This window comes from Vreelandella halophytica, from assembly GCF_968193635.1.
In genome coordinates this window covers 3077596-3103012 of sequence record NZ_OZ309107.1, presented here as the reverse complement: position 1 = coordinate 3103012, position 25417 = coordinate 3077596, and the positions used below count along the sequence as shown (strand labels likewise).

The following is a 25417-nucleotide window of genomic DNA, read 5'->3' as shown; positions in this document are numbered from 1 at the left end:
GATCAAGTAGCTGTTGAATGAGCAGTGATAAGTCAATCGCCTTCGGCGATGCCTTATCACTGCTTATGGCAGTCGCTCTTTAACAATGTATATCATGCTGACAGTATCGAATGACGATACGAAGACAAAAGCCCTCGGGCTTGCGTGTTCGTGGCGTGATCTCGATACGCAATTGTTTTGTGATACGTTTCAAGCGTATCCGGCAATCGTTGTCATTGCGGGATCCAGACTCCTTCGGGTTATAGGGTCAAGCAATGAAGCGCACACGGTGGATGCCTAGGCAGTCAGAGGCGATGAAAGACGTTGTAGCCTGCGATAAGGTTCGGTGAGGTGGCAAACAACCTGTGACCCGGACATCTCTGAATGGGGAAACCCACTGACCACAAGGTCAGTATCGTATCCTGAATACATAGGGATACGAGGCGAACCGGGGGAACTGAAACATCTAAGTACCCCGAGGAAAAGAAATCAACCGAGATTCCCCCAGTAGCGGCGAGCGAACGGGGACCAGCCCTTAAGCATGTGAATGGCTAGACGAACGGATTGGGAAGTCCGGCCGTAGCGGGTGATAGCCCCGTAGTCGAAAGTCTGATCATGTGAAATCGAGTAGGTCGGGGCACGAGAAACCCTGATTGAAGACGGGGGGACCATCCTCCAAGGCTAAATACTCCTGACTGACCGATAGTGAACCAGTACCGTGAGGGAAAGGCGAAAAGAACCCCGGCGAGGGGAGTGAAATAGATCCTGAAACCGTGTGCGTACAAGCAGTAGGAGCCCACTTGTTGGGTGACTGCGTACCTTTTGTATAATGGGTCAGCGACTTATATTCAGTGGCGAGCTTAACCGATAGGGGAGGCGTAGCGAAAGCGAGTCTTAACTGGGCGACCAGTCGCTGGATATAGACCCGAAACCGGGCGATCTATCCATGAGCAGGGTGAAGGTTGAGTAACATCAACTGGAGGCCCGAACCAGGATCTGTTGAAAAAGATTTGGATGACTTGTGGATCGGAGTGAAAGGCTAATCAAGCCCGGAGATAGCTGGTTCTCCTCGAAAGCTATTTAGGTAGCGCCTCACGTATCACCACCGGGGGTAGAGCACTGTTTCGGCTAGGGGGCCATCCCGGCTTACCAACCCGAGGCAAACTCCGAATACCGGTGAGTGCAGCGTGGGAGACACACGGCGGGTGCTAACGTCCGTCGTGAAAAGGGCAACAACCCGGACCGTCAGCTAAGGTCCCCAAATCCTGGTTAAGTGGGAAACGATGTGGGAAGGCTCAGACAGCTAGGAGGTTGGCTTAGAAGCAGCCATCCTTTAAAGAAAGCGTAATAGCTCACTAGTCGAGTCGGCCTGCGCGGAAGATGTAACGGGGCTCAAACCAGGTACCGAAGCTACGGGTTCATCCTCTGGATGAGCGGTAGAGGAGCGTCGTGTAAGCCGATGAAGGTGGATCGAGAGGTCTGCTGGAGGTATCACGAGTGCGAATGCTGACATGAGTAACGATAAGGGGAGTGAAAAACTCCCCCGCCGGAAGACCAAGGTTTTCTGTTCGATGCTAATCAGAGCAGAGTGAGTCGGCCCCTAAGGCGAGGCCGAAAGGCGTAGTCGATGGGAAACGGGCTAATATTCCCGTACCGGATGTCATTGCGATGGGGGGACGGAGAAGGCTAGGTGAGCCAGGCGTTGGTTGTCCTGGTGAAAGCGAGTAGGCCTGGGTCTCAGGTAAATCCGGGACCCTTTAAAGCCGAGACGCGAGACGAACGGATTACGATCCGGAAGTCACTGATGCCACGCTTCCAGGAAAAGCCTCTAAGCTTCAGATGACATGCGACCGTACCCCAAACCGACACAGGTGGTCAGGGTGAGAATCCCAAGGCGCTTGAGAGAACTCGGGTGAAGGAACTAGGCAAAATGGTGCCGTAACTTCGGGAGAAGGCACGCCGGATTAGGGTGAGAGGACTTGCTCCTTTAGCCCGAACCGGTCGAAGATACCAGGTGGCTGCAACTGTTTAGTAAAAACACAGCACTCTGCTAACGCGCAAGCGGACGTATAGGGTGTGACGCCTGCCCGGTGCCGGAAGGTTAAGTGATGGTGTTAGCCGCAAGGCGAAGCTCTTGATCGAAGCCCCGGTAAACGGCGGCCGTAACTATAACGGTCCTAAGGTAGCGAAATTCCTTGTCGGGTAAGTTCCGACCTGCACGAATGGCGTAATGATGGCCACGCTGTCTCCACCCGAGACTCAGTGAAATTGAAATCGCCGTGAAGATGCGGTGTACCCGCGGCTAGACGGAAAGACCCCGTGAACCTTTACTATAGCTTCACACTGGATACTGATGTTGCCTGTGTAGGATAGCTGGGAGGCTTTGAACTCCGGACGCCAGTTCGGAGGGAGCCAACCTTGAAATACCAGCCTGGCATCATTGGTGTTCTCACTCGGGTCCGTTATCCGGATCGAGGACAGTGTGTGGTGGGTAGTTTGACTGGGGCGGTCTCCTCCCAAAGAGTAACGGAGGAGCACGAAGGTACCCTCAGCACGGTCGGACATCGTGCAATGAGTGCAAGAGCATAAGGGTGCTTGACTGCGAGACAGACACGTCGAGCAGGTGCGAAAGCAGGTTCTAGTGATCCGGTGGTTCTGTATGGAAGGGCCATCGCTCAACGGATAAAAGGTACTCCGGGGATAACAGGCTGATACCGCCCAAGAGTTCACATCGACGGCGGTGTTTGGCACCTCGATGTCGGCTCATCACATCCTGGGGCTGAAGTCGGTCCCAAGGGTATGGCTGTTCGCCATTTAAAGTGGTACGCGAGCTGGGTTTAGAACGTCGTGAGACAGTTCGGTCCCTATCTGCCGTGGGCGTTGGATGTTTGAGAAGGGCTGCTCCTAGTACGAGAGGACCGGAGTGGACGCACCTCTGGTGTTCCGGTTGTCACGCCAGTTGCATTGCCGGGTAGCTATGTGCGGACGGGATAACCGCTGAAAGCATCTAAGCGGGAAGCCCCCTTCAAGATGAGACATCCCCGAGGCCTCGAGCCTCCTGAAGGGCCCAGCGAGACCAGCTGGTTGATAGGCACGGTGTGGACGCGCTGCAAGGCGTTGAGCTAACGTGTACTAATGGCCCGTGAGGCTTGACCCTATAACACCCAAGGGGTCTGGCCCGCAGTGACAACGACGCTCGACAGAGCACCGGATACGCAAAAAAGAAACGATCACAAAACGTCAGCCGATATACATTGAAAGTTACGCCTGACGACCATGGCTTGCGTGAACCACCCGATCCCTTGCCGAACTCGGAAGTGAAACCGCAACGCGCCGATGGTAGTGTGGGGTCTCCCCATGCGAGAGTAGGTTATCGTCAGGCACCTCTTCGAAAAAGCCCCGAACACTCTGTGTTCGGGGCTTTTTTTATGTGCGCAGGAAAAGGCCGGACGGTTTAAATAGTGCCCGCCACGGTGCCACCGCGGCCCTTGTAGGAGCCCGATTTCATCGGGCGATGGCGGCGTCAGCCGCCCGGAGTTGGATTCGCCACCATGCCGGCCGTCCACCCCGGCGGCGCGGTGCGCCGCATCGCGGGCTGAAGCCGGCTCCTACAAGGGTACAAAGTGGCCCTTAACGGCAGATGCTTTCCAGTGCTTCCATCAGGCTGTCCATTTCGTCGTCGGTGCCGATGGTGATGCGCAGGAAGTTGGCGAGCGTGTCGGTGTTGAAGTGGCGTACTAGAATGCCGCGTTCGCGCAGGGCGGCGAAAAGCTGGGCGCCTTCGAACGCCGGGTGCTGGGTGAGCACGAAATTCGCCTTCGAGGGCAGCACTTCAAAGCCGAGTGCCTCTAAACGGCCGCGCGTGCGCTCGCGGGTCGCGATCACATGGTTGCGGCAGGCGTCGAAATGCGCCTGGTCTTTTAACGCCTCGATACCGACCAGGCTTGCCAGGCTGTCCACCGGGAAGGAGTTGAACGAGTCCTTGACGCGCTGCAGGCCGTCGATCAGCTCGGCTGAGCCGATGGCGTAGCCCAAACGTAGCCCGGCCAGGCTGCGCGATTTGGAAAACGTGCCAGTCACCAGCAGGTTTGGATAGCGCTTGGTCAGCGCAACCGCGCTCTCGGCGCCGAAATCGACGTAGGCTTCGTCGATCAGCACTACCCTGTCCGGCACGCGCTGCAAAAGCGCTTCGATGGCATCGAGGGAGTGAGCGTGGCCGGTCGGCGCGTTGGGGTTGGCCAGAATCACGCCGCTGCGCTCGGTGTTTGCGCTCAGGGCGTCAAGGTCGACCTCCCACTTGGCATCGAGCGCGTGTTGGCGAAGTTCGATACCGTACAAGTTGGCGTAAACCGGGTAGAAGCTGTAGGTGATCGCCGGCGCATCGAGCGGGGCGCCGTGGCAGAAAAACGCCTTGAAGGCGAAGGCCAGCACTTCATCGGAGCCGTTGCCGACAAAGGTGTTGGTGATATCGACGGCCATGGTGTCGGCAAGCGTTTGGCGAAGCGCGCGGGAGGTAGGGTCCGGGTATAACCGCAGATGATCCGTTGCGTAGCTCCCCAGTGCCTGGCCCACGCCCGGCGCCGGGGGGTAAGGGTTTTCATTGGTGTTGAGCTTGATAAGGCGCTCAACGGGCTGCTCGCCGGGCACATACGGGGTGAGTGACCGAACGGCGGGGCTCCAGAATTGGCTCATTAGAGGTAACCTGATTATCCTTGCAAGGAGCATCATGGTGGCCCGGCGCTCGACCCAGCGCAAGTTCTACCGGCCGCGACGTTCTGCGCCTTTGCTGCGTTGCGGTGCCCTTGTGCGATTCCTAAGGTGTCGGGGCTGGGCGTTGCACCTTGTAGCGGTTATGCTGTCACAAGCGCACGAAAGAAATGTATGTCCAACACGATAAGGAGACACCCAATGCAATTCAGGAGTTTGCTAGCCGGTTCGGCTATGTTGGCACTGTTGGCAGGCTGCGCATCTGGCCAGACCGATCAGAGTGAACAGGCACCGGCGATGAGCGCGTCCCAGGCGAACTATCAGGGCACGCTGCCTTGCCGCAACTGTGACGGCATCGATCTGGATGTCACGTTGGAAGGTGAAGAGAGCAGTGACCCGCAGGAGCGTACGTTCGCGCTGCAGGCAAGCTATCGTAATCATCCCCAAACGCCGCCGGACGAAAACTACACCGGTAACTGGGAAGTGCTGACCGGTACGCCTTCTGATTCGAACGCGACCGTGTACGAACTCACGCCCAATGGCGATGGCCAGATCTACTACTTCCAGAAGATTAGCGAGCAAACCCTCGAGCTGATCGACCCGGAACGCCGCCGCTTTGAAAACGGCGAGATGCTGCAGCTTCAGCGCCAGTAAGCGCGCAGGAACTGCACATTGTTCGATAGACAAAGGCGGCCGCGAGCCGCCTTTTGTGTTTTTGCCAGGCGTTGGTTAGGCCATGGTAGACAGTGAGACAGGAGCGAAACGGCGTGGCAAAAGCAAAGAGCGCCTTTGTGTGTACCGAATGCGGTGCCGAGTACCGTAAGTGGCAAGGGCAGTGCTCGAGCTGCAACGAATGGAATACGCTAAGCGAGGTCCGCCTGGCGAGCGCCCGGCCCGGTAGCGGCGCCCCCGCTCAAGGGCGCGGCGGCTACGCGGGGGATCTTTCCCGGGACGTGGTCGACTTGAGCAATGTCGATTTAAGCGAAGTGCCGAGGCTCAGCTCGACCTTCGGCGAGTTCGACCGCGTGCTGGGCGGTGGGCTGGTTCCGGGCTCTGCGGTGCTGCTGGGCGGCAACCCCGGTGCGGGTAAGTCGACCCTTTTACTGCAAACCGCCTGCAAGCTCGCCCAGCAGCGGCGTATCATGTACGTGACCGGTGAGGAGTCGCTTTCCCAGGTCGCCATGCGCGCCCACCGCCTACAGTTGCCGACCAGCGGGCTCAAGATGCTGGCCGAAACCAGCGTCGAGACGATTTTAGCGGTCGCCGAGCGCGAAAAGCCCGAAATACTGGTGATCGACTCGATCCAGACCATGCACCTGGAAGACATCAGCTCCGCGCCTGGCGGGGTCGCCCAGGTGCGCGAATCGTCGGCGGCGCTGACCCGTTTCGCCAAGCAGAGCAATACGGTGTTATTGCTGGTCGGCCACGTCACCAAGGATGGCACCCTGGCCGGGCCCAAGGTGCTCGAGCACATGATCGACGCCTCATTGCTTTTGGAAGGCGGCGCCGACTCGCGCTTTAGAACCTTGCGCGGTCAGAAAAACCGCTTTGGCGCGGTGAACGAGCTGGGTGTCTTTGCCATGCTGGAACAGGGCATGAAAGAGGTCAAAAACCCCAGTGCCATTTTCCTCTCCCGCCCGGAAGAGCAGTCGCCGGGTAGCCTGGTCATGGTGGTGTGGGAAGGTACGCGGCCGATTCTGGTCGAGGTGCAGGCGTTGGTGGATGAATCGGCGCTGGGCAACCCACGGCGCGTCGCGGTAGGCGTGGATCAAAACCGCCTGGCGATGCTGCTGGCCGTACTCAACCGCCACGGTGGGCTTTTCACCGGCGACCAGGACGTCTTCTTGAACGTGGTGGGCGGTGTCAAAGTGCTGGAGACCAGCGCCGATTTAGCGGTGCTGCTGGCAGTGGTGTCGAGCCTGCAAAACCGGGCGCTGGCCAAGGAACTGGTGGTGTTTGGCGAGGTGGGGCTTTCCGGCGAGATCCGGCCGGTGCCCAGCGGCCAGGAGCGCATTGTCGAGGCGGCCAAGCACGGCTTTTTGCGCGCTATCGTGCCGCGGGCCAACGCCCCAAAGCAGCCACCCAAGGGGATGGAAGTCATCCCCGTCGATAAACTAAGCGATGCGCTGGAAGCACTTTAAGCTGTACTACGCTTTTAGATACGAAGCTTTTAGATACGCCGCTTTTAACAGCGGCCTGTCGTCATAGACACGAAACGACGGGCCAATACCAATAACGACGCACCAATGGATTTTTTTCAAGGAGCGATACGATGAGTTCGATTCGACTAACCCAATATAGCCACGGCGCCGGTTGCGGCTGCAAAATCGCCCCGGACGTGCTGGACAGCATTCTAGCCAAGGCGGGGCCGGCCGCGGGGCACAAACAGTTGATCGTCGGCAATCAGGGCCGGGAAGACGCCGCTGTGTATGACCTGGGCGACGGCCGCGGCATGGTCTCGACGACCGACTTTTTCATGCCGATCGTCGATGACCCCTTCGATTTCGGCCGTATTGCCGCGACCAACGCCATTAGCGACATTTACGCCATGGGCGCCACGCCGGTCATGGCGCTGAGCATTCTGGGCTGGCCGGTGGACAAGCTCGCCCCGGAGATCGCCGGCGACGTCATCGCCGGCGCCCAGGGCGTGTGCCGCGAGCTTGGCGTGGCGCTGGCCGGCGGGCACTCCATCGATGCGCCGGAGCCGATATTTGGCCTGGCGGTCAACGGCCTGGTCCAGCTCGACCAGCTCAAACTCAACAGCAGCGCCAAACCCGGCGACCTGCTCTATTTGACCAAGCCTTTGGGCGTGGGGCTTTTGACCACGGCGGAGAAGCGCGGCTTGTTGGAAGACGGCCACCACGGCCTTGCCCGTGAAACCATGCTGAAATCCAACCGCATCGGTATCGAACTTGCCAAGGTCAAAGGCCTCAACGCCATGACCGATGTGACCGGCTTCGGCCTGGCCGGCCACCTGAGCGAGATTTGCAGCGCCAGCAACGTGATGGCCCAGGTCGATTTTCGCCGCCTGCCGCGGCTTTCCGAGGCCGAAGCCTACCGGCGCCAGGGCGCGGTGCCCGGTGGCACGCTGCGCAACCGCGACGCCCTGGGCACCCAGCTGCCCGCCATGGACGAAGCCCACTGGCAGTGGCTTTGCGACCCGCAGACCTCCGGGGGCCTTTTGCTCAGCGTCGACCCCGCCTGGCAGGATGATGTCGAGCGCGTTGGCCGCGAGCACGGCCTGAACCTGCAGCCCTTCGGTACACTGAAGGCGCGCGCAGGCGACGCGTTGATCGAAGTGGTTGGGTAAATGACCACCGACCTACCCGCTACGACCGCGCTGATTGGCAAGGGCGCGCCGCTGGTCGATGTGCGCGCGCCGGTGGAGTTCGCCCAGGGCGGCCTGCCCGGCGCGGTCAACCTGCCGTTAATGGTGGACGAAGAGCGCCACCAGGTAGGCATCGCTTACAAGGAGCACGGCCAGCAAGCCGCGATCGCGCTGGGCGAGCGTCTGGTTAGCGGCGACGTTAAAAAGGCGCGCATCGAGGCCTGGCGTGGGTATCTCGAGTGCCACCCCGAGGCAGTGCTTTACTGCTTTCGTGGCGGCCTGCGCTCGCAGATCGCCCAGCAGTGGCTTGCGGAGGCGGGCGTCGATGTACCGCGTATTCAAGGCGGTTGGAAAGCCATGCGCCGCGCGCTCTGTGAGCGTATCGACCAGGCCGCCGAGCAGCCAATGCTGGTCGTATCGGGGCTGACTGGCTCGGCCAAAACGGTGCTGATCAACCAGCTGCAAAACGGCATCGATTTGGAAGCCTGCGCCAATCACAAGGGCTCGGCGTTTGGTCGCCAACCCGATGAGCCGGCCACTCAGATCGATTTCGAGCACGCCCTGGCCCGGCAGCTTTTGGGTCAAAACGCCAAGCTGGTCATGGAAGACGAGTCACGCCAGATCGGCAGTGCCAATATTCCGCTCACCTTTTGGCAGGCGCTCGAGAAGGCGCCGCGTATTCGCGTCGAGATGCCGCTGGACTGGCGTTTGGAGCAGCTTCGTTATGACTATATCGAAGCGCTGGAGGCAGCGTACGCGGCGCGTTTTGGCCCCGAGCAGGGCTGGGAGCGCATGAAGGAGCAGCTCTCCAACAGCCTCAAACGCTTAGCCAAACGGCTGGGCAACGCCCGCCTACAGCGCCTTCAACGGCTGCAGGCTATGGCGTTTAGCGCTCACGCCCAGGGCAACGTGCAGGCCCACGAAGCCTGGCTTGGGCCGCTTTTGACCGAATATTACGACCCGCTATACCGCTACCACCTGGAGCGGCGCCAGAACGCCCCGGCACCGCTCCACGTAGGCGATTGGGATAGCTGCCTGGAAGCCGCCCGAGCGTGGAGCGCCTAGGCGCGCGCTAACCACTGCAGCATCACCCGGTCCAAAAGCGGGGCCAGGCCGTGAAAGCGCCCGGGGTTCTCCACGATGGCCTGCTCGCTTTGCAGGTAACGGTCGAGTGCCTGAGTGCCGGGCGCGGCTGGTGGGTGTTCGAACAACCCGGCCACGCTCTGCGCCGTCGCCTCGAGGTGGCACATAAGGCCGACCACCCGCCCGCCGTCCCAGGCAAAGCCCTGAAGCGGGGCGGCTTCGCTTCCGCCTAACGGCAAAGCGTCCTCGGGCAGGCTAAACACGTAGCGGTGCCACATGAACGCCTCAAAGCGTTCCGGCAAATCGAACGGGCTATCTGGCGCAAGCGTCACCGTGTGCCAGCCGGTTTCCGGGTAGGTGCCCGGTGCGATCACTGCGTCCAGGGCCTCGGCGATCCAAAGCGCCCCCAGGCCGATACCCAGTACCGGGCGCTGGCCGTCAAGATAGCGGTTGAGAAGCTTTTTTTCTGCCTTGAACCAGGCGGGGGGATCCTTGGCTAGCGTCTCCGGGCCATCGAGTACGATGAGCGCGTCGCATTCGCCGTGGCGCGGGGTGAGCTCGCCTTCGAACAGGCGGAACACGGTGTAGCTGTGGCCCATGCTCTCGAGCCAGTCGGTAAGGCGCGCGGGGCCGTGGTCAGGGCCGTGCTGTAGCAAATGAATATGCATGGTAATCTCCTCGCCGGCCGTCGTTCACTGCGAAAATATCGCTTGGGTGTGCGACGATAGCGTATCGCCCTGTTTTCACCAATACCGTTTTCACCAATACCGTTTTTACCCATATAAAGGCTCAGGAAATCAACATGGTGGCCAAACCTCTTGGATTTTATCAAAAGCTGCAAACGCTTTCGCTGACGGCCCAGCAAGCCTTTATGGCGGCCCTTTGTGAGCGGCTGATCCCCAACTACGCGCTTTACGAGCAGACCACCGGTCACGGCGACAGCCATACACTTAAAACCGTGTTGAGCCTGGTATGGGAGCGGCTCACGGTGCCCAACGCCAGCATCGATTTTGCCCGCCAGGCAGAGAAGCTGGCCGAGTGTGAACCGCCCGCCGAGGACGACAGCTTCGGTGCCCGCCGGGCGCTGGATGCGGTGGTGTCCGTCACCTCGCTGCTGGATACACTGCAAGGGGAAGCCGGCGAGGCGGTGCTGGACGTGAGCCGCACCTCTCGGGCCGGCGTGCGCGCCTTTATCGAACTCACCGAAGGGGAGGAGGATGCCCAGAAGCTTGCGCTGATCATTCGCGATCACCCGCTAATGGAAGACGAAAACGACTTTCAGGACGCGGTGCTGGAAGCGGTGAGTGCGCCCCTCGATAAGGCCGCGTTAAAAGAAATACGCGTGCTTGGCCGCAACGGCGGCATTAGCAACCTGGGGCTAAGCCTTGATGAGGACGACGACGCTTAAAACACGCTTTTGAGCGCCTGGATGACCCGGCCGGCCTGGCCGTGCCGGGTGAATCCACGGGGCTTGATTTACAGGCGCATCTCGATGCCGCGCTCGGCCATGAAGCGCTTGGCTTCGGGAATCGTGTACTCGCTGAAGTGGAAGATGCTGGCCGCCAGCACCGCGTCGGCACCGCCTTTCAATACGCCGTCGACCAGGTGCTCCAGAGTGCCCACCCCGCCCGAGGCGATCACCGGCACGCTCACCGCCTCGGAAATGGCGTGGGTCACGCCCAGGTCGAAGCCGCTTTTGGTGCCGTCGCGGTCCATGCTGGTCAGCAGCAATTCGCCGGCACCCAGTTCGACCATCTTCTTCGCCCACTCGACGGCGTCCAACCCGGTCGGTTTGCGCCCACCGTGGGTGAAGATTTCCCAGCGCGGCGTTTCGCCCTCCTTGGAGACCATTTTGGCGTCGATCGCCACCACGATGCACTGGCTGCCGAAGCGTTCGGCGGCTTCGAAAACGAAATCCGGATTGGTCACCGCGGCGGTGTTGATCGACACCTTGTCGGCGCCGGCGTTGAGCATGGTGCGAATGTCATCGCAGGTGCGGATACCACCGCCCACCGTGAGCGGAATGAACACTTCGCCGGCGATACGCGACACCATGTCCACCGTGGTCGCGCGCTCGTCGGAGCTTGCGGTGATATCCAAAAAGGTGATCTCGTCGGCGCCCTGCTGGTTATAGCGCTTGGCGATCTCCACCGGGTCGCCGGCATCGCGAATGCCCACGAAATTGACGCCCTTGACCACACGGCCCGCGTCGACATCCAGGCAAGGGATGATCCGCTTGGCCAGGCTCATACCTTGCCCCCGGTCAGCTCGTCGCTCAGGCGCTGGGCCTCACGCACGTCCAGGCTTCCTTCATAAATGGCGCGGCCGGTAATGGCGCCCAGAATACCGCTATCCGCTACGCCACAAAGCGCCTGGATGTCGTCGAGGTTGGTCACCCCGCCGGAGGCGATGACCGGAAGGCCCCCTTCGCGAGCAAGCTCGGCGGTGGCCTCGATATTGACGCCTTGCATCATCCCGTCTCGGGCGATGTCGGTGTAGACGATGCTCGAAACGCCGTCATTGGCGAAGCGCTTGGCAAGTTCGGTCGCCTTGATGGTGGAGACCTCCGCCCAGCCATCGGTGGCCACGAAGCCATCTTTTGCATCCAGGCCAACGATGATCTTGCCGGGAAAGGCGCGGCACATTTCGCCGACGAATGCTGGCTCTTTCACCGCCTTGGTACCGATGATCACGTAGGAAACGCCGGCGCTTAAGTAATGCTCGATGGTTTCCGCGCTGCGAATGCCGCCGCCGATCTGAATGGGTAGGTCCGGGTAGGCGCGGGCGATCGCGGTGACCGCCTCGCCGTTGACCGGCTTGCCTTCGAAAGCGCCGTTCAAATCGACCAGGTGCAGGCGGCGCGCACCGGCGTCTACCCAGCGGGCGGCCATGGCGACCGGGTCATCGCCGTAGGAGGTGGCATCCTCCATACGGCCCTGCTTCAAGCGCACGCACTGGCCGTCTTTGAGATCAATCGCGGGAATAACTAGCATGGTAAATCCTCTCAGGGCGTCCAGGTAACGAAGTTTTCAAGCAGGCGAAGACCCGCGCGTGCGCTTTTTTCCGGGTGAAACTGCACGGCGAACGTGGCGTCGCGGCCAATGGCCACGTGGGCTTTCACCTTGCCGTACTGGGTCGTGCCCAATACGTGGGCATCCTGGCTGGCGTTGACGTAGTAGCCGTGCACGAAATAGAAGCGCTCGTCGTTTTCGATACCCGCCCACAGCGGGTGGTCGTGGTGCTGAGTGAGCCGGTTCCAACCCATGTGCGGCACCTTCAGGCGCTGGTCGTGCTCGTCGCGCATGTCCGGGGGGAAACGGTCGACGCTGCCCTGAAAAAAGCCCAGGCAGTCCACGCCGCCGTTCTCTTCGCTTTTCTCCATCAGCATTTGCTGGCCTACGCAAATGCCCAAAAGCGGCTTGGCCTGGCGGGTCAGAATATCGTCGACCAAACCGCGAAGCTCGGTACGTTCGAGTTCGCCAATGCAATCGCGAATTGCGCCCTGGCCTGGTAGCACCACGCGGGTGGCGCCCAGAATGCGGCGGGCATCCCGGGTAATGATGACGTTTTCGTGTGTGACGTGTTCAAGCGCCTTGGCCACGGAATGCAGGTTGCCCATTCCATAATCGATAACGGCAATGGTCATTACGCGCTCCTTTTAGTGGTTAGCGAAGTCGACCGGCAGGCAGCCTTCGACATTAAAGCGTTCCCTTGGTCGAGGGCATCTGTCCGGCCATTCGCGCGTCTTCGGCCAGCGCCATGCGTAGCGCCCGGCCAAAGGCCTTGAAAATGGTTTCTGCCTGGTGGTGGGCGTTATCTCCCTTGAGGTTGTCGATATGCAGCGTCACGCGGGCGTGGCTGACGAACCCCTGGAAAAACTCGCTGAAAAGCTGGGTGTCCATTCGCCCGATGGTAGCGCGAGTGAAGGCGGCGTTCATGAATAGCCCCGGCCGGCCGGAGAAATCCACCACCACGCGGGAAAGAGCTTCATCCAACGGCACGTAAGCGTGGCCGTAGCGGTAGATGCCGCGCTTGTCGCCCACGGCTTCATTGAACGCCTGACCCAGGGTGATGCCTAAATCCTCGACCGTATGGTGGTCGTCGATGTGCAGGTCGCCGGTCACGTCGAGCTCGATATCGATCATCCCGTGCCGCGCGACTTGGTCTAGCATGTGATCAAGAAACGCCACGCCGGACTCACCTTTTAGATGGCCCTGGCCGTCCAGATTGATCGTGACGGTGATCTGCGTTTCGTTGGTGTCACGGCTGACCGTGGCAATTCGCGCTGACATGTTGCATCTCCTGCGCTTACGCGCATAGTGGGCGGCGGGCATGGGCTTCGGTAACCCCCGGGGCCTGGACATAATAGCGAGCCAAAACAACCATTATAGAGAATCGATGACCCCATCCGCTACAATGCGCGATAAGGTTGCCACTTTACCGGCGCCCATCGAGCGGCTTAGCCGTAGCCAGGAGGATTTCAGCATGCCGGTGACGCTTTTCTACGTTGACCAGGCCCGGTGGGAGGCCGACGAACACATACGCCTCGATTTGAAGCGTATTTATGAGGACGCCCCCCAGGCGCGCATCAAAACCCTCGAGGTGGCGCCTTTTATCGAGGAGCACCTCGAGAACCGGCAATTCTTTGCCTGCGCCCATTTCAATGAACACCTGCTGGGGGCGGTGGCTATTTTTGAGGCCGAGGACCGCGCCTGGTGGTTGTCCGAGCTTTGCGTTCGCAAGAGCGCCCGGCGGCGTGGCGTAGGGTCACGCCTTATGGCACTGTTGGCCGAACAGGCAAAGCACCAGGGCCGCACGCTGCGCATTGCCACGGCGACATTGCCGCTGGCCGATCGCGTGCTGCTTTCCAAAATAGGCTACCGGCCGAGTTCCGTGGCCACTTCCAATGCCGGTAACGGCGCTTTTCACGAAAGCGACCCCAACGAGTATGTCGAGCTAGACCCACAAGGGAAAGGGTGATGAAACAGTTATTGCGTATTTTGCTGGCCGCGGTCGGTATTTTGGCCATGGTGGCCGTGGCCGCCGTGGTGTATGTCACCACCTTTTTGGATCCCGAGGATTTCAAACCGCGCCTGGTCGAGGTGGTCGAGGAACAAACCGGGCTGAGCCTGGCGCTGGAAGGGCCGATCACCTGGTCGTTCTACCCGCGCATTGGCGTTAGCGTCGAACAGGCCCGCGCCTGGCTGCCCGCACAATCGCGGGAAGAAACCTCCTTCGCCGCCGTCGACAGTGCCGAGGTGAGCGTGGCCTTCGCGCCATTGCTGCGCGGTGAAATCGCCGTCGATGGGCTGACCCTGGACGGCGTGCGCCTGAACCTCGAGCGCAACGCCGAAGGCGAGGGCAACTGGCAACTGCTCGTGGACCGGCTGGCCGAGCAGAACAGCGAAACCGCCGAAACCGTGCTGGCGCCGGCCAGCGCCGGCCCCCATGTCGATGCGGGCAATCTCTCGGTGGTGCTCAATATCGCCAGTGTCGAAGTGCGCAATGCCGATATCCGTTTTCGTGACGCGCCCAGCCAGTCGCTTTGGCGGCTGCAGTCGTTGGATATTTCCGGCAGCAACGTCAACCCGGCGCGCTCTTTCCCGCTAAAGGCGATGTTCACCCTTACTCGGCACAACCGATTGGACGCCGAAGCGCTGGAGCGCCCGCCGGTGTTCACCAGCGAGGTCAGCCTTGAAACCCGTATGCGGCTGGGGCTGGACGAAGAGCAGGTCGTTTTCGAAAACTTCCAACTCGGCACGCGCTCGACCACCTCGCAAGAGAGCGAGCCGCAGCAGCTAAGCCTGCGAGCCGCGGAAATGACCGCCCGGCTGGCCGAACAGCGCCTGAGCGTGAGCGAAGGCGTACTGGAAACCGGTTTTCGCCACGCCGAAAACTGGCAGGGCAGCCTGGCGATGACGCTGGCCTTTGCCCTCGATGCCGACTGGGCCGCGCAAACCGCCCAGTTACGCGATGCCCAGCTCACCGGCCCCGATGGGCTGCGCGTAAGCGGTCATCTCAATATCGAACAGTTCCAGGACGACCCGCAGTACCAGGGCCAGCTCAACGCCGCGCCCTTTACCCTGCGCCCCTGGCTTTCGCGCATGGGGGTCGAACTCAATACCGCTAGTGAAGCCGCACTGAGCGACGTCGCCATGACCAGCCCGGTGCAGGGGAGCCTCGAGCAGATTTCGCTGCCGCAGCTTTCGCTGGTAATCGACAGTAGCACCTTTACCGGCGAGCTGGCCGCGGCGCTGGATGGCAGCGCGCTCGACTTCGATTTGACCGGCGACCAGCTCAACCTGGACCACTACTTGCCGGGGCCGGTCACCGCCCAGCAGGCCAGCCGGAGCATCATTCGCCGCGCCGTGGCCCAGCAAGAAAACCCGCTGCTGCCCCAGGCGTGGCTTGCCACGCTCGATCTACAGGGTGATCTGGCGCTCGATCAGCTCGAGCTTGCCGGGCTCGTGTTCAACGACCCGGCGCTTTCGCTGCGGGGCGAGCAGGGCCTGCACCAGCTGACCGGGTTCGAGTCGCGCTTTTACGACGGGGCGCTCAACGCCACCGGTACCCTGGACGCCCGCGAGCCCATTTTGACCTGGCAGCTGGCCCCCCAGGTAGAGGGCGTGCAGGTCGCCCCGCTGATCGAAACCTTCAGCGACGAAGAGTCCCCGATTCGCGGGCGCTTGAACATAGCGGGCGATCTCTCGACCCAGGGCAACACCCGCGACGTGCTGACCAGCAACCTCAACGGCGAGCTCGACGCGCGCCTGAACGACGGCGCGATTTTGCACACCAACGTCTCTCAACAGGTGTGCGAACTGGTGGCCCGCATCGAAGGCGAAGGGACGCTCAGAGACTGGCAGCCCGATACCCGTTTCGAGCAGTTTGGCGCTACCTTTAACGTGCGCAACGGCGTGGTCACCAGCGACGACCTGCTGATCACCCTGCCGGGTATCGATATGCAGGGTGACGGGGAGCTCAACCTCAACAGCATGAACTTCCTGACCCGCGCCAACGCCCGGCTGGTCGATACCGCCGACGCGGCCTGCTCGGTCAACCCGCGCCTACAGGCGCTTGCGCTGCCCGTGCTGTGCGAAGGCCATATCGACGACGAAAAGTCCCAGTGGTGCCGTCTGGATCGCGAGGCCTTTCAGAGCTCGGTGGTAGCGCTGGTTAGAGACGAAGCCGGTAGTGAACTCGAAGAGCGCCTGGGCGAAACGCTCGACAATATCGACCAACGCCTGGGGGAAGGTGCCGCGCGGGAACTGCGCAACGGTATCCGCAATCTGTTCGATTGAGACTGGACCCCTTTGATGCGCCGGCCCAAGGGCCGGCGCTTTTGTTATCGCCCGCATTACCTCATTAACTGCTCTAAAGGGAGCTGGAACATTAAATGGCCGATACGCCCACGCCGTGCCTGACGGCCCCTGAATTTCAACACCGGCTGCTGACCTGGTTCGACCAGTACGGCCGTCACGATCTGCCCTGGCAGTCGCCGCGCAGCGCCTACCGCGTGTGGGTCTCGGAAATCATGCTGCAGCAAACCCAGGTAAATACCGTGATTCCCTACTTCGAGCGCTTCATGGAGCACTTCCCGACGCTTAAGGCGCTGGCCGGTGCCCCCCAGGACGAAGTGCTCCACCTATGGACCGGGCTTGGCTACTACGCCCGCGCCCGCAACCTGCATAAAGCCGCGCGCATCGCCTGCGAGGAGCACGGCGGCGAGCTGCCTTCTGAGAGCGTCGAGGCGCTCACGGCGCTGCCCGGTATTGGCCGCTCCACCGCTGGCGCCATCATTGCCCAAAGCACTGGCGCCCGCGCGCCCATTCTGGACGGCAACGTCAAACGCTCGCTCACCCGGCTGCACGCCGTACCCGGCTGGCCCGGCAGGCCCGCCGTTGAGCGCAAGCTTTGGGCGTTGGCGGAGTACTTTACTCCCGGCGAGCGCCTAGCCGACTACACCCAAGCGGTCATGGATTTCGGCGCCACGCTTTGCACCCGAGCGCGACCCGACTGCATCATCTGCCCGTTCAACGACGTATGCGCCGCCTACCAGGAAGGCGCCCCGCAGCGCTACCCGGAATCCAAACCCAAAAAAACGCTACCCACCCGCGAAACCATCATGCTGATGCTGCGCGACGACCAGGGGCGCGTATGGCTGGAGCAGCGCCCGCCTTCGGGGCTTTGGGGTGGGTTATGGGGGCTGCCCCAGTTCGACGACTACCAGGCCCTCGACGACTGGCTACAGACCCGGGTCAAAGCGCCCCATAAAGCGCACCCCTTACCGGATTTCACTCACACCTTTAGCCACTTCCGGCTTTCGATCACCCCGCAGCCGGTGAGCTGCAAGGAAATGAACGGCGTGCACGAGCAGGGCATATGGTACGACCCCAACGACCCGCCTGCCCTGGGCCTGGCTGCGCCGGTCAAGGCGCTGCTAAGTCAAGTGGTGCCGTTTTCGCTTGATCCGACCCCGGGGCCCTAGCCCATACTCGATATCGATTCCCCATTTCAAAAGGAGCACCCCATGAGCAACACGGTTTTCTGTCGTAAGTACCAGCAAGAGCTACCCGCGCTTGCGTTTCCGCCGCTGCCCGGCAAGCAGGGCCAGGAGATTCAGGCCACGGTGTCCCAAAAAGCCTGGGGGGAGTGGCAGGCGCTCCAGACCCGCCTGATCAATGAAAAGCACCTCAACATGCTCGAGCCGGAATCGCGCCAATACCTGATGGATCAGATGGAGCGCTTTTTAAATAACGAAACCACCGACCAGGCCGAAGGCTACGTGCCCCCCAGCCAGCCCTAGCCCACGAATGGCGGGCGTTTTGGCCCGGCGGGGCCAGCGCCCACAAACGTGGCGCTTTGCTATAACCACGTGATCGGAAAGAAAGTTTCACAAAGGTGTTGACGAAAAGCGGACTTTTTAGTTTAATACGCACCGTTGGCAGCGGCCAGATAGCTCAGTTGGTAGAGCAGGGGATTGAAAATCCCCGTGTCGGCGGTTCGATTCCGTCTCTGGCCACCAAGCGTTGGGGTATCGCCAAGTGGTAAGGCACCGCTTTTTGGTAGCGGCATTCCCAGGTTCGAATCCTGGTACCCCAGCCATTGCCAACAAAATTTCTTGTTGACTGGCTCGCTGTAAAGCAAGGTAGTCAAATGTTCAAGAAAACGTGAAGCGCCGACATAGCTCAGTTGGTAGAGCAACTGACTTGTAATCAGTAGGTCCCGGGTTCGACTCCTGGTGTCGGCACCATTTAAAATGGTTAAAAGCTAAAACGTTAACGAACACGATCAAGCCGCCTTTTTAGGCGGCTTTTTTGTATGTCTAAAAAACGCCCACCGATGGACACGTTTGCCTTCTAGAGACAGTGTTCGCTATATCGCCACTGCTCTTGCACTGTATTTGGCACTCCTCTTACAACTCAACTCTCTTAGCGCCACCAGTTGATTTCGACCCTTTTTTTAAATTCAAAAACGACTTACCGAAAATCAGTCACTTAGTGACCGGCTCAAGAAAAGGGTAATTCCGCGCTTGTAGACCAAAGTCCTTTAGCAATCAGATAATTACTCTTGATAGACTCTAGTTCGCTGCCGCGCAGGCAGCTTAGAAATCTTCGGTGGTCCAGTCGTCGTCCTTATCGATGTTCGCTGCCGCGCAGGCAGCTTAGAAAGCGAGAGCTGGCCAATTCCATCGAGCAAAAACCTTCGCTGCCGCGCAGGCAGCTTAGAAAAAACCACATCCATCAGCACAAACAGTGATTTTAGTTCGCTGCCGTGCAGGCAGCTTAGAAAATACAGCACACGCTGTCTTAAAAGAACCTGGAGTTCGCTGCCGCGCAGGCAGCTTAGAAAATTAATCAGTCCTTCCATTCAACAACAACATCGTTCGCTGCCGCGCAGGCAGCTTAGAAATATAAATGCTTGCTAATGCCTGCTAACCTGATGTTCGCTGCCGCGCAGGCAGCTTAGAAACAGCACATTAAAAACAGGTTCAGACAATGAACGTTCGCTGCCGCGCAGGCAGCTTAGAAATCTATAGTGCAAGGTTCACAGGGGTTAGCTTTGTTCGCTGCCGCGCAGGCAGCTTAGAAATCTATAGTGCAAGGTTCACAGGGGTTAGCTTTGTTCGCTGCCGCGCAGGCAGCTTAGAAATCTATAGTTTCCCAACCTTCTGGCGGCTGGGCGTTCGCTGCCGCGCAGGCAGCTTAGAAAGATTTAATTATCGCTCGCAGTCACAGCACGAAGTTCGCTGCCGCGCAGGCAGCTTAGAAAATCGACACCCCATACCAACGTGGGGGGAACTTGTTCGCTGCCGCGCAGGCAGCTTAGAAATCTCTACCCCCCACGTTATTACGATGTCCGGAGTTCGCTGCCGCGCAGGCAGCTTAGAAAACTACAAGCGCTGGAACGACGAAGATAAAGCGGTTCGCTGCCGCGCAGGCAGCTTAGAAACTAAACATCCGCAACCCACCCAACACAGGGACGGTTCGCTGCCGCGCAGGCAGCTTAGAAAGTAGAGGGCGAGGAAGGCAAGAAAATACAGTTGTTCGCTGCCGCGCAGGCAGCTTAGAAAATGGCCGCATTGAGCTGCGAGCGAATGAAATTGTTCGCTGCCGCGCAGGCAGCTTAGAAAATGCCCAACGTTTCGGCCTGGCGCTCAAGAGCGTTCGCTGCCGCGCAGGCAGCTTAGAAACAGCGGCAAGAGCTGGTCGAGGCGCAGCTGGGGTTCGCTGCCGCGCAGGCAGCTTAGAAAAGTAGAGCGACAGGTTGGCCAGCGAAGTGATCGTTCGCTGCCGCGCAGGCAGCTTAGAAATCAAACATAATGATGTGGTCTTGCACGCTCGAGTTCGCTGCCGCGCAGGCAGCTTAGAAATCGACGGTGCCGCCGAGCAAGAACAGCAATACGTTCGCTGCCGCGCAGGCAGCTTAGAAAGCAACGAAGGGCCGAAGAAGAAGCCAGCGCGTGTTCGCTGCCGCGCAGGCAGCTTAGAAACAAAAGAAAAGCCCCCGTTGGCGCGGGAGCTTGTTCGCTGCCGCGCAGGCAGCTTAGAAAATTTGCGACCAGTGATCCACATGCCACCCTGGGCTCGCTGCCGCGCAGGCAGCTTAGAAAATCGCGCGCGTAGAGTAGCGGAAGTTGACGTTGTTCGCTGCCGCGCAGGCAGCTTAGAAAACGACCAATTCCCCGTTGAGTCACCTCAACAGGTTCGCTGCCGCGTAGGCAGCTTAGAAATTTTAGCAAAGCTCGGTATTACCGAGCTTCTCGTTCGCTGCCGCGTAGGCAGCTTAGAAACTTGGCGGGCGAGGTCGTCGGTGGTCGAGGTAGTTCGCTGCCGCGCAGGCAGCTTAGAAAGCGCGGAAATATTCGAGATTCGAGTCCACAAGGTTCGCTGCCGCGCAGGCAGCTTAGAAAAGCCGGCTAAACCTGCAGTTCGACCAGACCGCGTTCGCTGCCGTGCAGGCAGCTTAGAAATGATCCAGGACTTGTCGATCATGGACAAGCAAGTTCGCTGCCGTGCAGGCAGCTTAGAAAAGCACCACCGCGATATGCTCGCTGATGGTCTGGTTCGCTGCCGTGCAGGCAGCTTAGAAAAGGGTGGCGTCAGGTGTAACGAAGGTGTCGTTGTTCGCTGCCGCGCAGGCAGTTCAGAGTATGGGTATAAAAGGAACGATTAGGTGTTTGGTTCAGAAAGTGCGCGGCCAGCGCGGCGGCGCTGGCCAAAGCGTGAACCGGCTTACGCGGCTAGCATCAAACCTTGTGCGTGGCGGCGGTAGGCGGCGGCAAGGCGAGTGTCGTAGTCGTTCGCGGCGTAGTTGGGGCCGTTGTAGCGGCGGGCGAAGTCGACCCAATCGTGACGGCGTAGCGCGGCGTGAATTGCGCTGTCCGCTTCAATGAAGCGCACGAACGCGTCAAGCTGGTGGGATTCGTAGATCCCCATGCTGGTGGCGAAGTGCTCGGCGGAGTCGTATCCAAGGAGTTCCCAGTGAAAGCCCATGATCTGGAATAGCCCCCAACTCGCGGATTCGATAGACGCGGCGCTGTGGATATTTCCGGCGCGATCACGGCGGTCGTGCTCCAGGTAGCCGCCGATATAACCGCCCGCGCTCGTATTCACGATATCGGGTTGGGCACGTTGGTGAGGCGCCGGGTCGATACCGTGGTGTTGCAGTCGGCGGTGCATGATGTGGCGTTCGAACAAAATGATCGGCTGGCCGTCACGAGGGCCGCCACTATGAAAGCCTTGTCCTCGGCTTTCCACTTCGTTGACGGCCAAAATGGCGGCGAGCTCGATCTCCAGCCGGTTAGCCGCCTCGACCAGGTCGCGCTGACCGAGCATACGGTTATTGTGCTGGCCATGCAGGGCGGCGCGGGTCTTGGGGCCGGCGATGCCGTCCGCCACCAGGCCTTTTGCGAGCTGATAGCGGCGAACGGCGCGTTCGGTTTCAGGGCCATAGTGCCCGTCAACGCTGATGGCGTAACCGGCAGTATTGAGCTCGCGCTGTAGCGCGGTGACACTAGGGCCAATGGATCCATTGCGTAGCAACATGATAGAGCCTCCATAGGGGGCGCAGAGGGTGAGCGGCCTTGTCGGCAGTGCTAAAGGCGCTCAAGTAATCTTAGCCCCTATAGCGGGATAACGAACGGTGTCGCGCCAAAAAAGACGCCGGTGGCCATGGGCGACACCTGAGTATTTTGTAGCCTGTCCCCTGAAAAAAAGGGACAGAAGAAGGGCGCTAAGGTGCGGCAGTGGCATCGTTTGGCGGTCGAAAAGATAGCTCGTGCCGTGGGATGGGGACGACGTTGCCAAGAGAAGAGGAGTTGGCGTTAACGCCTGTTTCGACGCACCAAAGTGACCATCAGCGCCAGAATAAAACAGGCCACCGCCGGCATCAGTACATCGAGTATGGAACCCAGGTGCCAGCCGGTGTACACGCCTTCGAACATGCCCACCGGCTGGGTTTGGCCCCACTCCCAGCCGCGCTGAATGGCCAGGCGATACTCGTGCTGGGCGATTTCGCGGCCCAGGAACACCGCCACGGCCAGCGAGCCGGACACCCAAAGGGTGACCCGGGGGAGCAGGGCGAGCAGGAGTTGAACGCCCAGGGCAATGACCACGTGTTCCAGCTGACTCATGTCCATAACGTATCCGTTGCGGCCGGTGGTAAGGGGCCAATCAAAACGGCCGCCCAAGGGCGGCCGCAAGGGGTGGCTTAGTGAAACCGGGGTAAGAGCTTGTGAGCGGCGGTATCGAAAAAGCGTGCCATCCGGTCGATCAAGCTCGAGATATACGAGTTGCACAGAATCCAGGGCAGTACCACCAGCACGATGGCAAGTGCCCCGAAGTAGACATCGCTCACCCAATGGCCACCCACCAAAATGCGCGGCAGGGTCACGAAGATAGCCAGCGCCACGGAAAGTGAGGCGATCAGGCGGTCGGCGAAGCGCAGCATGAAGCTGGCGAACACCATGGCAAGCACCCCGTGGTCGCTCGGGAAGCTGTTGGAGGCGGTCGCCTTGGCGTTCAGATAGGTGTAGTTGTTGAGAATGTTGACGTCGTCGTGCCACACCGTAGGGCTCGGGCGGGCAGCGAGTAGATCCATGTGCAGCATTTCACCCAGCAGCGCCCCCACCGCCGACATGATCAGGCCAATTGCCAGCCACTTGGGCCAGCTGCCGTTCTTGTCGCGCACCATGGCGAAGAACAGCATGATCACCAGCACGCCGAACATCACTTTATCGAAGGCACGGGTGTTGAGCAGCGCCATGGTCTCGACCCAGCGCGGGTAGACCGGGCTTACGAACTGGTTGAAGAAGAAAAAGACGTCATCGTCCAGCTTGGTCCAAAAAAGGACCGATGGCAGCCACCAGCTGGCGATCAGGGCAAACCCAAGGAAGTTGTAAAAAAAAATGCGGCGAGTGTGCATGGCAATACCCATATTGCGGCTTATGGTTCAGGGCATAGTTTAGTTGCTTAGCCTGTTAATGAACAGTGTTTCGTAATCTTTGCGTCATGCTCGCCTCCTCACTTTTCGGTCTTATCGGCGCTGCTGGCGGCGATGGCATTGGCCACGGTGGTGCGGGCGTGTTCGAGTACCGAGCTCCACTCCTCGGGCGTGGGGTCGGCAAAGCCCAGGCCACGCAGCAGAAAGAGCCCTTCGATTGCAAGCACGGCCTGGCGGATGTCTTTACTGGCGATATCGTCGCCGTCGAACAGCTCTAAAATGGTGCGGTAATACTCTCTTGCCGGGCGCGATTTCTCCGGCGAATGCAGCAGGGCCGTCATCAGAAAGGCGGAGCGGCGAATGAGCCGGTCGTCTTCGGTCAGCGCCTCATCGAGATAGGCGAGCAGGCGTTTGTGGCTATGTTGCCAATCGCTGCCTGCCCGGGTTTTGACGGCGCCATGCACGCGCTCGATCTCGCGCTGCAGGACCGCGGCCACCAGGTCGTCCTTGGTCGCGAAGCTGTAGACCAGGCCCCCTTTGCTGATACCGGCGCGCTCGGCCACGGCGTCGAGGGTGAACTGGCGCCCGGCGCTTTCCATGATGATGGCGTCGGCGGCGTCCAGAATGCGCTCGAGGGAAATCTCTTTCTTGCGTGCCATGGGCCTCCCGGTCTTCGTCGATCAGTGAACACTGGCAGTTTACCTTATCCCCGCTGGCTCGCGCTGAACGCCTTGCCATGTCGTCGGTATTTTTCGTTGCAACGAGTTGATCGATTGCGTCAAAAAAGCGCACTTTTATTTTCCGACTGGTCAGTCATAATCTCTCTTTTTTCGTGAGCGCTTCATGAGCGCCGCATTCATACACGTCAAAAGGTACAGAGCCATGGCGCTATCCAGACGCAGTTTTCTCTTGTCCGCCGGTACCGGTATCGCCGGCGGCGTGATGGGTGGTTTTTTAGGCGCGACCTACGGCGCCCGCCCAGGCTGGCGTCTGGAATCACAGATCCCCCGGGCGGAAGGCGTGGCCACCTCGGACACCTTGCCCGCCCAGGCCGATGTGGTGGTGATCGGTGGCGGCATCGCCGGGCTTTCCACGGCGCTGTTTCTCAACCAGAAAGGGCTCAGTACGGTGGTGCTCGAAAAGGGTGTGGTGGCGGGGGAGCAGTCCAGCCGTGCCTTCGGTTGGGTCTACTCCAATAGCTGGGATTTGGGCAAGCTGGAGCTTGCCAACCGCTCGAAGGCAATCTGGCAAGGCTTTGCCGAGCGCTTTGGTGAGGACATTGGTTTTCGCCAGACAGGCAATTACTCGCTGCTGGCCACCGACGACGAGGTGAGCGCAAGCCAGGACTGGCTTGACCAGGCGCGGGAGATTCAGCCGCAGACCGATGCGAAGCTGGTCACGGGTAGCGAACTCGACCGGCTGCTGCCCCAGGGCGCCGGGCAATACAAAGCGGTGCTTCATCAACCCAGCGACGGCACCGCCGAGCCGCGCTATTCGGTCTCGCGCATTGCGCGCGGGGCGATGAATGAGGGCGTGCAGATCGTTTCCCCTTGTGCGGCGCGCACCATCGACCGCCAGGGCGGTAGAGTCGTCGGCGTGCATACCGAGAAGGGCTACATCAAGGCCTCCCAGGTCGTGCTGGCCGGCGGTGCCTGGTCGTCGCTGTTTGCTGGTAACCTGGGCGTTCATCTACCGCAGCTCACCATTGCCTCGTCCATGCAGCGTTTGAGCCCCATCGACAACGCCTTGCCCGGTGCCGGCTATGGTCCGGATTTCGCTTGGCGTCAGATGGACACCGGCGAAACCGCGGTGGGTGTATCGGCCAACGTCGCGCCCATCACCACCGACAGCTTCCGCATGCTGCTGGACTTCTTGCCGGCGCTGAAGCACTCCGGCGATCTGCTCAAGGTACGCCTGTCGAGCGACTTCTTCGCCTCGCTCAACATGGCCTCAAAATGGTCCGCCGATGAGATCACGCCCTTCGAGCAGGTACGGATGCTCTCGGGCAGCGTGGATGAAGACGAAGTGAACACGGCTTTGGCCAACCTGCGCCGCGCCTACCCGCAGTACGAAAACGCCCAGGTGCGCGAGCGCTGGGCGGGCATGATCGACGCAACGCCGGACTCCACCCAGGTGATTTCAGACGTACCGGATAACGATGGGCTCTTCGTCATCACCGGTTTCTCCGGCAACGGCCTCACCACCGCGCCGGCTTCCGGGGAAATGCTCGCCGAGATGATTGCCGGCGAAGAAACCACCTGTGACCCGTCGATCTATCGCTTCAGCCGCTTTACCGATGGATCGGAGTACGTGTTCCGCCACTGATAGGTAATTGCGACCCTAAAACGCCAGCGCCACCCGAGAAGGTGGCGCTGG

At 60.3% G+C, this 25417-nt stretch carries 20 protein-coding genes, 3 tRNA genes, 2 rRNA genes and 1 CRISPR repeat array; of the genes, 15 read left to right on the top strand and 10 right to left on the bottom strand.

The features are described from left to right. The first annotated feature begins 245 nt into the window (after window positions 1-245). Window positions 246-3136, top strand: a 23S ribosomal RNA gene (locus ACWHXT_RS14285). Window positions 3137-3245: 109 nt separating this feature from the next. Then, window positions 3246-3361: ribosomal RNA gene (gene rrf / locus ACWHXT_RS14280) — 5S ribosomal RNA — on the top strand. Window positions 3362-3609: 248 nt separating this feature from the next. Here rrf and hisC read toward each other — a convergent pair. After that, window positions 3610-4671: a histidinol-phosphate transaminase gene (gene hisC, locus ACWHXT_RS14275; RefSeq protein WP_447956324.1), complete on the bottom strand. Its 1062-nt coding sequence runs from the start codon at window positions 4669-4671 to the stop codon at window positions 3610-3612. 216 nt (window positions 4672-4887) lie between these two features. Between hisC and ACWHXT_RS14270 the strand changes: the two genes are divergently transcribed. The 4 genes from ACWHXT_RS14270 (at window position 4888) to mnmH (ending at window position 9079) form a co-directional block, all read left to right on the top strand. After that, entirely contained in the window at window positions 4888-5340 is a 453-nt protein-coding gene (locus tag ACWHXT_RS14270) for a copper resistance protein NlpE N-terminal domain-containing protein (RefSeq protein WP_447926969.1), read from the top strand. 113 nt (window positions 5341-5453) lie between these two features. Continuing rightward, window positions 5454-6827: a DNA repair protein RadA gene (radA, locus tag ACWHXT_RS14265; RefSeq protein ID WP_447894276.1), complete on the top strand. Its 1374-nt coding sequence runs from the start codon at window positions 5454-5456 to the stop codon at window positions 6825-6827. 131 nt (window positions 6828-6958) lie between these two features. Further along, window positions 6959-7996, top strand: coding sequence for a selenide, water dikinase SelD (selD, locus tag ACWHXT_RS14260; RefSeq protein ID WP_447956323.1), 1038 nt, complete (start codon window positions 6959-6961; stop codon window positions 7994-7996). After that, window positions 7997-9079, top strand: coding sequence for a tRNA 2-selenouridine(34) synthase MnmH (mnmH, locus tag ACWHXT_RS14255; protein ID WP_447956322.1), 1083 nt, complete (start codon window positions 7997-7999; stop codon window positions 9077-9079). Here mnmH and ACWHXT_RS14250 read toward each other — a convergent pair. Next, entirely contained in the window at window positions 9076-9765 is a 690-nt protein-coding gene (locus ACWHXT_RS14250; protein WP_447956321.1) for a type 1 glutamine amidotransferase, read from the bottom strand. The two genes, mnmH and ACWHXT_RS14250, sit on opposite strands and share 4 nt — an antisense overlap. Before the next feature lie 134 nt (window positions 9766-9899). Between ACWHXT_RS14250 and ACWHXT_RS14245 the strand changes: the two genes are divergently transcribed. Next, on the top strand, window positions 9900-10505 hold the full coding sequence (locus ACWHXT_RS14245; protein WP_447956320.1) for a YjaG family protein: 606 nt from the start codon (window positions 9900-9902) through the stop codon (window positions 10503-10505). Window positions 10506-10573: 68 nt separating this feature from the next. Here the strand turns inward: ACWHXT_RS14245 and hisF are convergent, their stop codons facing one another. From hisF to hisB, 4 genes are read right to left on the bottom strand one after another with little or no spacing between them, the layout of a single operon-like run. Beyond that, window positions 10574-11347, bottom strand: a complete 774-nt coding sequence (gene hisF, locus ACWHXT_RS14240; protein WP_447926964.1) for an imidazole glycerol phosphate synthase subunit HisF — start codon at window positions 11345-11347, stop codon at window positions 10574-10576. Then, the gene (gene hisA / locus ACWHXT_RS14235; RefSeq protein ID WP_447926963.1) at window positions 11344-12090 is read right to left on the bottom strand and encodes a 1-(5-phosphoribosyl)-5-[(5-phosphoribosylamino)methylideneamino]imidazole-4-carboxamide isomerase; all 747 of its coding nucleotides are present in this window, start codon (window positions 12088-12090) and stop codon (window positions 11344-11346) included. Before hisA ends, hisF begins: the two co-directional genes overlap by 4 nt. Before the next feature lie 11 nt (window positions 12091-12101). Next, window positions 12102-12743, bottom strand: coding sequence for an imidazole glycerol phosphate synthase subunit HisH (gene hisH / locus ACWHXT_RS14230; protein ID WP_447529851.1), 642 nt, complete (start codon window positions 12741-12743; stop codon window positions 12102-12104). Window positions 12744-12795: 52 nt separating this feature from the next. Further along, on the bottom strand, window positions 12796-13389 hold the full coding sequence (hisB, locus tag ACWHXT_RS14225) for an imidazoleglycerol-phosphate dehydratase HisB (protein WP_447529850.1): 594 nt from the start codon (window positions 13387-13389) through the stop codon (window positions 12796-12798). A gap of 193 nt (window positions 13390-13582) precedes the next feature. Between hisB and ACWHXT_RS14220 the strand changes: the two genes are divergently transcribed. From ACWHXT_RS14220 to ACWHXT_RS14190, 7 genes are all read left to right on the top strand, one after another. Beyond that, window positions 13583-14077, top strand: coding sequence for an acetyl-CoA sensor PanZ family protein (locus ACWHXT_RS14220; RefSeq protein WP_447929168.1), 495 nt, complete (start codon window positions 13583-13585; stop codon window positions 14075-14077). After that, on the top strand, window positions 14077-16398 hold the full coding sequence (locus ACWHXT_RS14215) for an AsmA family protein (RefSeq protein ID WP_447956319.1): 2322 nt from the start codon (window positions 14077-14079) through the stop codon (window positions 16396-16398). Before ACWHXT_RS14220 ends, ACWHXT_RS14215 begins: the two co-directional genes overlap by 1 nt. 95 nt (window positions 16399-16493) lie before the next feature. Further along, window positions 16494-17585, top strand: coding sequence for an A/G-specific adenine glycosylase (mutY, locus tag ACWHXT_RS14210; protein ID WP_447956318.1), 1092 nt, complete (start codon window positions 16494-16496; stop codon window positions 17583-17585). 42 nt (window positions 17586-17627) lie between these two features. Continuing rightward, a complete protein-coding gene (locus tag ACWHXT_RS14205; RefSeq protein ID WP_447529847.1) occupies window positions 17628-17903 on the top strand; it encodes an oxidative damage protection protein in 276 nt (91 codons plus the stop codon). A gap of 143 nt (window positions 17904-18046) precedes the next feature. Continuing rightward, window positions 18047-18122, top strand: a tRNA-Phe gene (locus ACWHXT_RS14200). 5 nt (window positions 18123-18127) lie between these two features. Next, a tRNA-Gln gene (locus ACWHXT_RS14195) sits at window positions 18128-18202 on the top strand. 72 nt (window positions 18203-18274) lie between these two features. Then, window positions 18275-18350: transfer RNA gene (locus tag ACWHXT_RS14190), tRNA-Thr, on the top strand. A 330-nt stretch (window positions 18351-18680) separates the two neighbouring features. Continuing rightward, window positions 18681-20750: direct repeats of the CRISPR family, unit length 28 nt; unit sequence GTTCGCTGCCGCGCAGGCAGCTTAGAAA. Window positions 20751-20832: 82 nt separating this feature from the next. On the opposite strand, the gene ACWHXT_RS14185 is transcribed toward ACWHXT_RS14190, so the two are convergent. From ACWHXT_RS14185 to ACWHXT_RS14170, 4 genes are all read right to left on the bottom strand, one after another. After that, window positions 20833-21645: an N-acetylmuramidase domain-containing protein gene (locus ACWHXT_RS14185; RefSeq protein ID WP_447956317.1), complete on the bottom strand. Its 813-nt coding sequence runs from the start codon at window positions 21643-21645 to the stop codon at window positions 20833-20835. A 278-nt stretch (window positions 21646-21923) separates the two neighbouring features. Then, the gene (locus ACWHXT_RS14180) at window positions 21924-22232 is read right to left on the bottom strand and encodes a hypothetical protein (RefSeq protein WP_447926913.1); all 309 of its coding nucleotides are present in this window, start codon (window positions 22230-22232) and stop codon (window positions 21924-21926) included. A 77-nt stretch (window positions 22233-22309) separates the two neighbouring features. Next, a complete protein-coding gene (locus ACWHXT_RS14175) occupies window positions 22310-23023 on the bottom strand; it encodes a phosphatase PAP2 family protein (RefSeq protein ID WP_447956316.1) in 714 nt (237 codons plus the stop codon). A 98-nt stretch (window positions 23024-23121) separates the two neighbouring features. Beyond that, window positions 23122-23700, bottom strand: a complete 579-nt coding sequence (locus ACWHXT_RS14170; protein ID WP_447894214.1) for a TetR/AcrR family transcriptional regulator — start codon at window positions 23698-23700, stop codon at window positions 23122-23124. Window positions 23701-23923: 223 nt separating this feature from the next. Here ACWHXT_RS14170 and ACWHXT_RS14165 point away from each other — a divergent pair, with 223 nt between their 5' ends. After that, window positions 23924-25366, top strand: coding sequence for an NAD(P)/FAD-dependent oxidoreductase (locus ACWHXT_RS14165; RefSeq protein WP_447956315.1), 1443 nt, complete (start codon window positions 23924-23926; stop codon window positions 25364-25366). The last annotated feature ends 51 nt before the right edge of the window (window positions 25367-25417 follow it).

Excerpts from the sequence above, each read along its gene's own strand:
- hisC (WP_447956324.1), bottom strand. The coding sequence starts at position 4,671 with ATGAGCCAATTCTGGAGCCCCGCCGTTCGGTCACTCACCCCGTATGTG.
- ACWHXT_RS14270 (WP_447926969.1), top strand. The coding sequence starts at position 4,888 with ATGCAATTCAGGAGTTTGCTAGCCGGTTCGGCTATGTTGGCACTGTTG.
- selD (WP_447956323.1), top strand. The coding sequence starts at position 6,959 with ATGAGTTCGATTCGACTAACCCAATATAGCCACGGCGCCGGTTGCGGC.
- mnmH (WP_447956322.1), top strand. The coding sequence starts at position 7,997 with ATGACCACCGACCTACCCGCTACGACCGCGCTGATTGGCAAGGGCGCG.
- ACWHXT_RS14250 (WP_447956321.1), bottom strand. The coding sequence starts at position 9,765 with ATGCATATTCATTTGCTACAGCACGGCCCTGACCACGGCCCCGCGCGC.
- ACWHXT_RS14245 (WP_447956320.1), top strand. The coding sequence starts at position 9,900 with ATGGTGGCCAAACCTCTTGGATTTTATCAAAAGCTGCAAACGCTTTCG.
- hisF (WP_447926964.1), bottom strand. The coding sequence starts at position 11,347 with ATGAGCCTGGCCAAGCGGATCATCCCTTGCCTGGATGTCGACGCGGGC.
- hisA (WP_447926963.1), bottom strand. The coding sequence starts at position 12,090 with ATGCTAGTTATTCCCGCGATTGATCTCAAAGACGGCCAGTGCGTGCGC.
- hisH (WP_447529851.1), bottom strand. The coding sequence starts at position 12,743 with ATGACCATTGCCGTTATCGATTATGGAATGGGCAACCTGCATTCCGTG.
- hisB (WP_447529850.1), bottom strand. The coding sequence starts at position 13,389 with ATGTCAGCGCGAATTGCCACGGTCAGCCGTGACACCAACGAAACGCAG.
- ACWHXT_RS14220 (WP_447929168.1), top strand. The coding sequence starts at position 13,583 with ATGCCGGTGACGCTTTTCTACGTTGACCAGGCCCGGTGGGAGGCCGAC.
- ACWHXT_RS14215 (WP_447956319.1), top strand. The coding sequence starts at position 14,077 with ATGAAACAGTTATTGCGTATTTTGCTGGCCGCGGTCGGTATTTTGGCC.
- mutY (WP_447956318.1), top strand. The coding sequence starts at position 16,494 with ATGGCCGATACGCCCACGCCGTGCCTGACGGCCCCTGAATTTCAACAC.
- ACWHXT_RS14205 (WP_447529847.1), top strand. The coding sequence starts at position 17,628 with ATGAGCAACACGGTTTTCTGTCGTAAGTACCAGCAAGAGCTACCCGCG.
- ACWHXT_RS14185 (WP_447956317.1), bottom strand. The coding sequence starts at position 21,645 with ATGTTGCTACGCAATGGATCCATTGGCCCTAGTGTCACCGCGCTACAG.
- ACWHXT_RS14180 (WP_447926913.1), bottom strand. The coding sequence starts at position 22,232 with ATGAGTCAGCTGGAACACGTGGTCATTGCCCTGGGCGTTCAACTCCTG.
- ACWHXT_RS14175 (WP_447956316.1), bottom strand. The coding sequence starts at position 23,023 with ATGCACACTCGCCGCATTTTTTTTTACAACTTCCTTGGGTTTGCCCTG.
- ACWHXT_RS14170 (WP_447894214.1), bottom strand. The coding sequence starts at position 23,700 with ATGGCACGCAAGAAAGAGATTTCCCTCGAGCGCATTCTGGACGCCGCC.
- ACWHXT_RS14165 (WP_447956315.1), top strand. The coding sequence starts at position 23,924 with ATGGCGCTATCCAGACGCAGTTTTCTCTTGTCCGCCGGTACCGGTATC.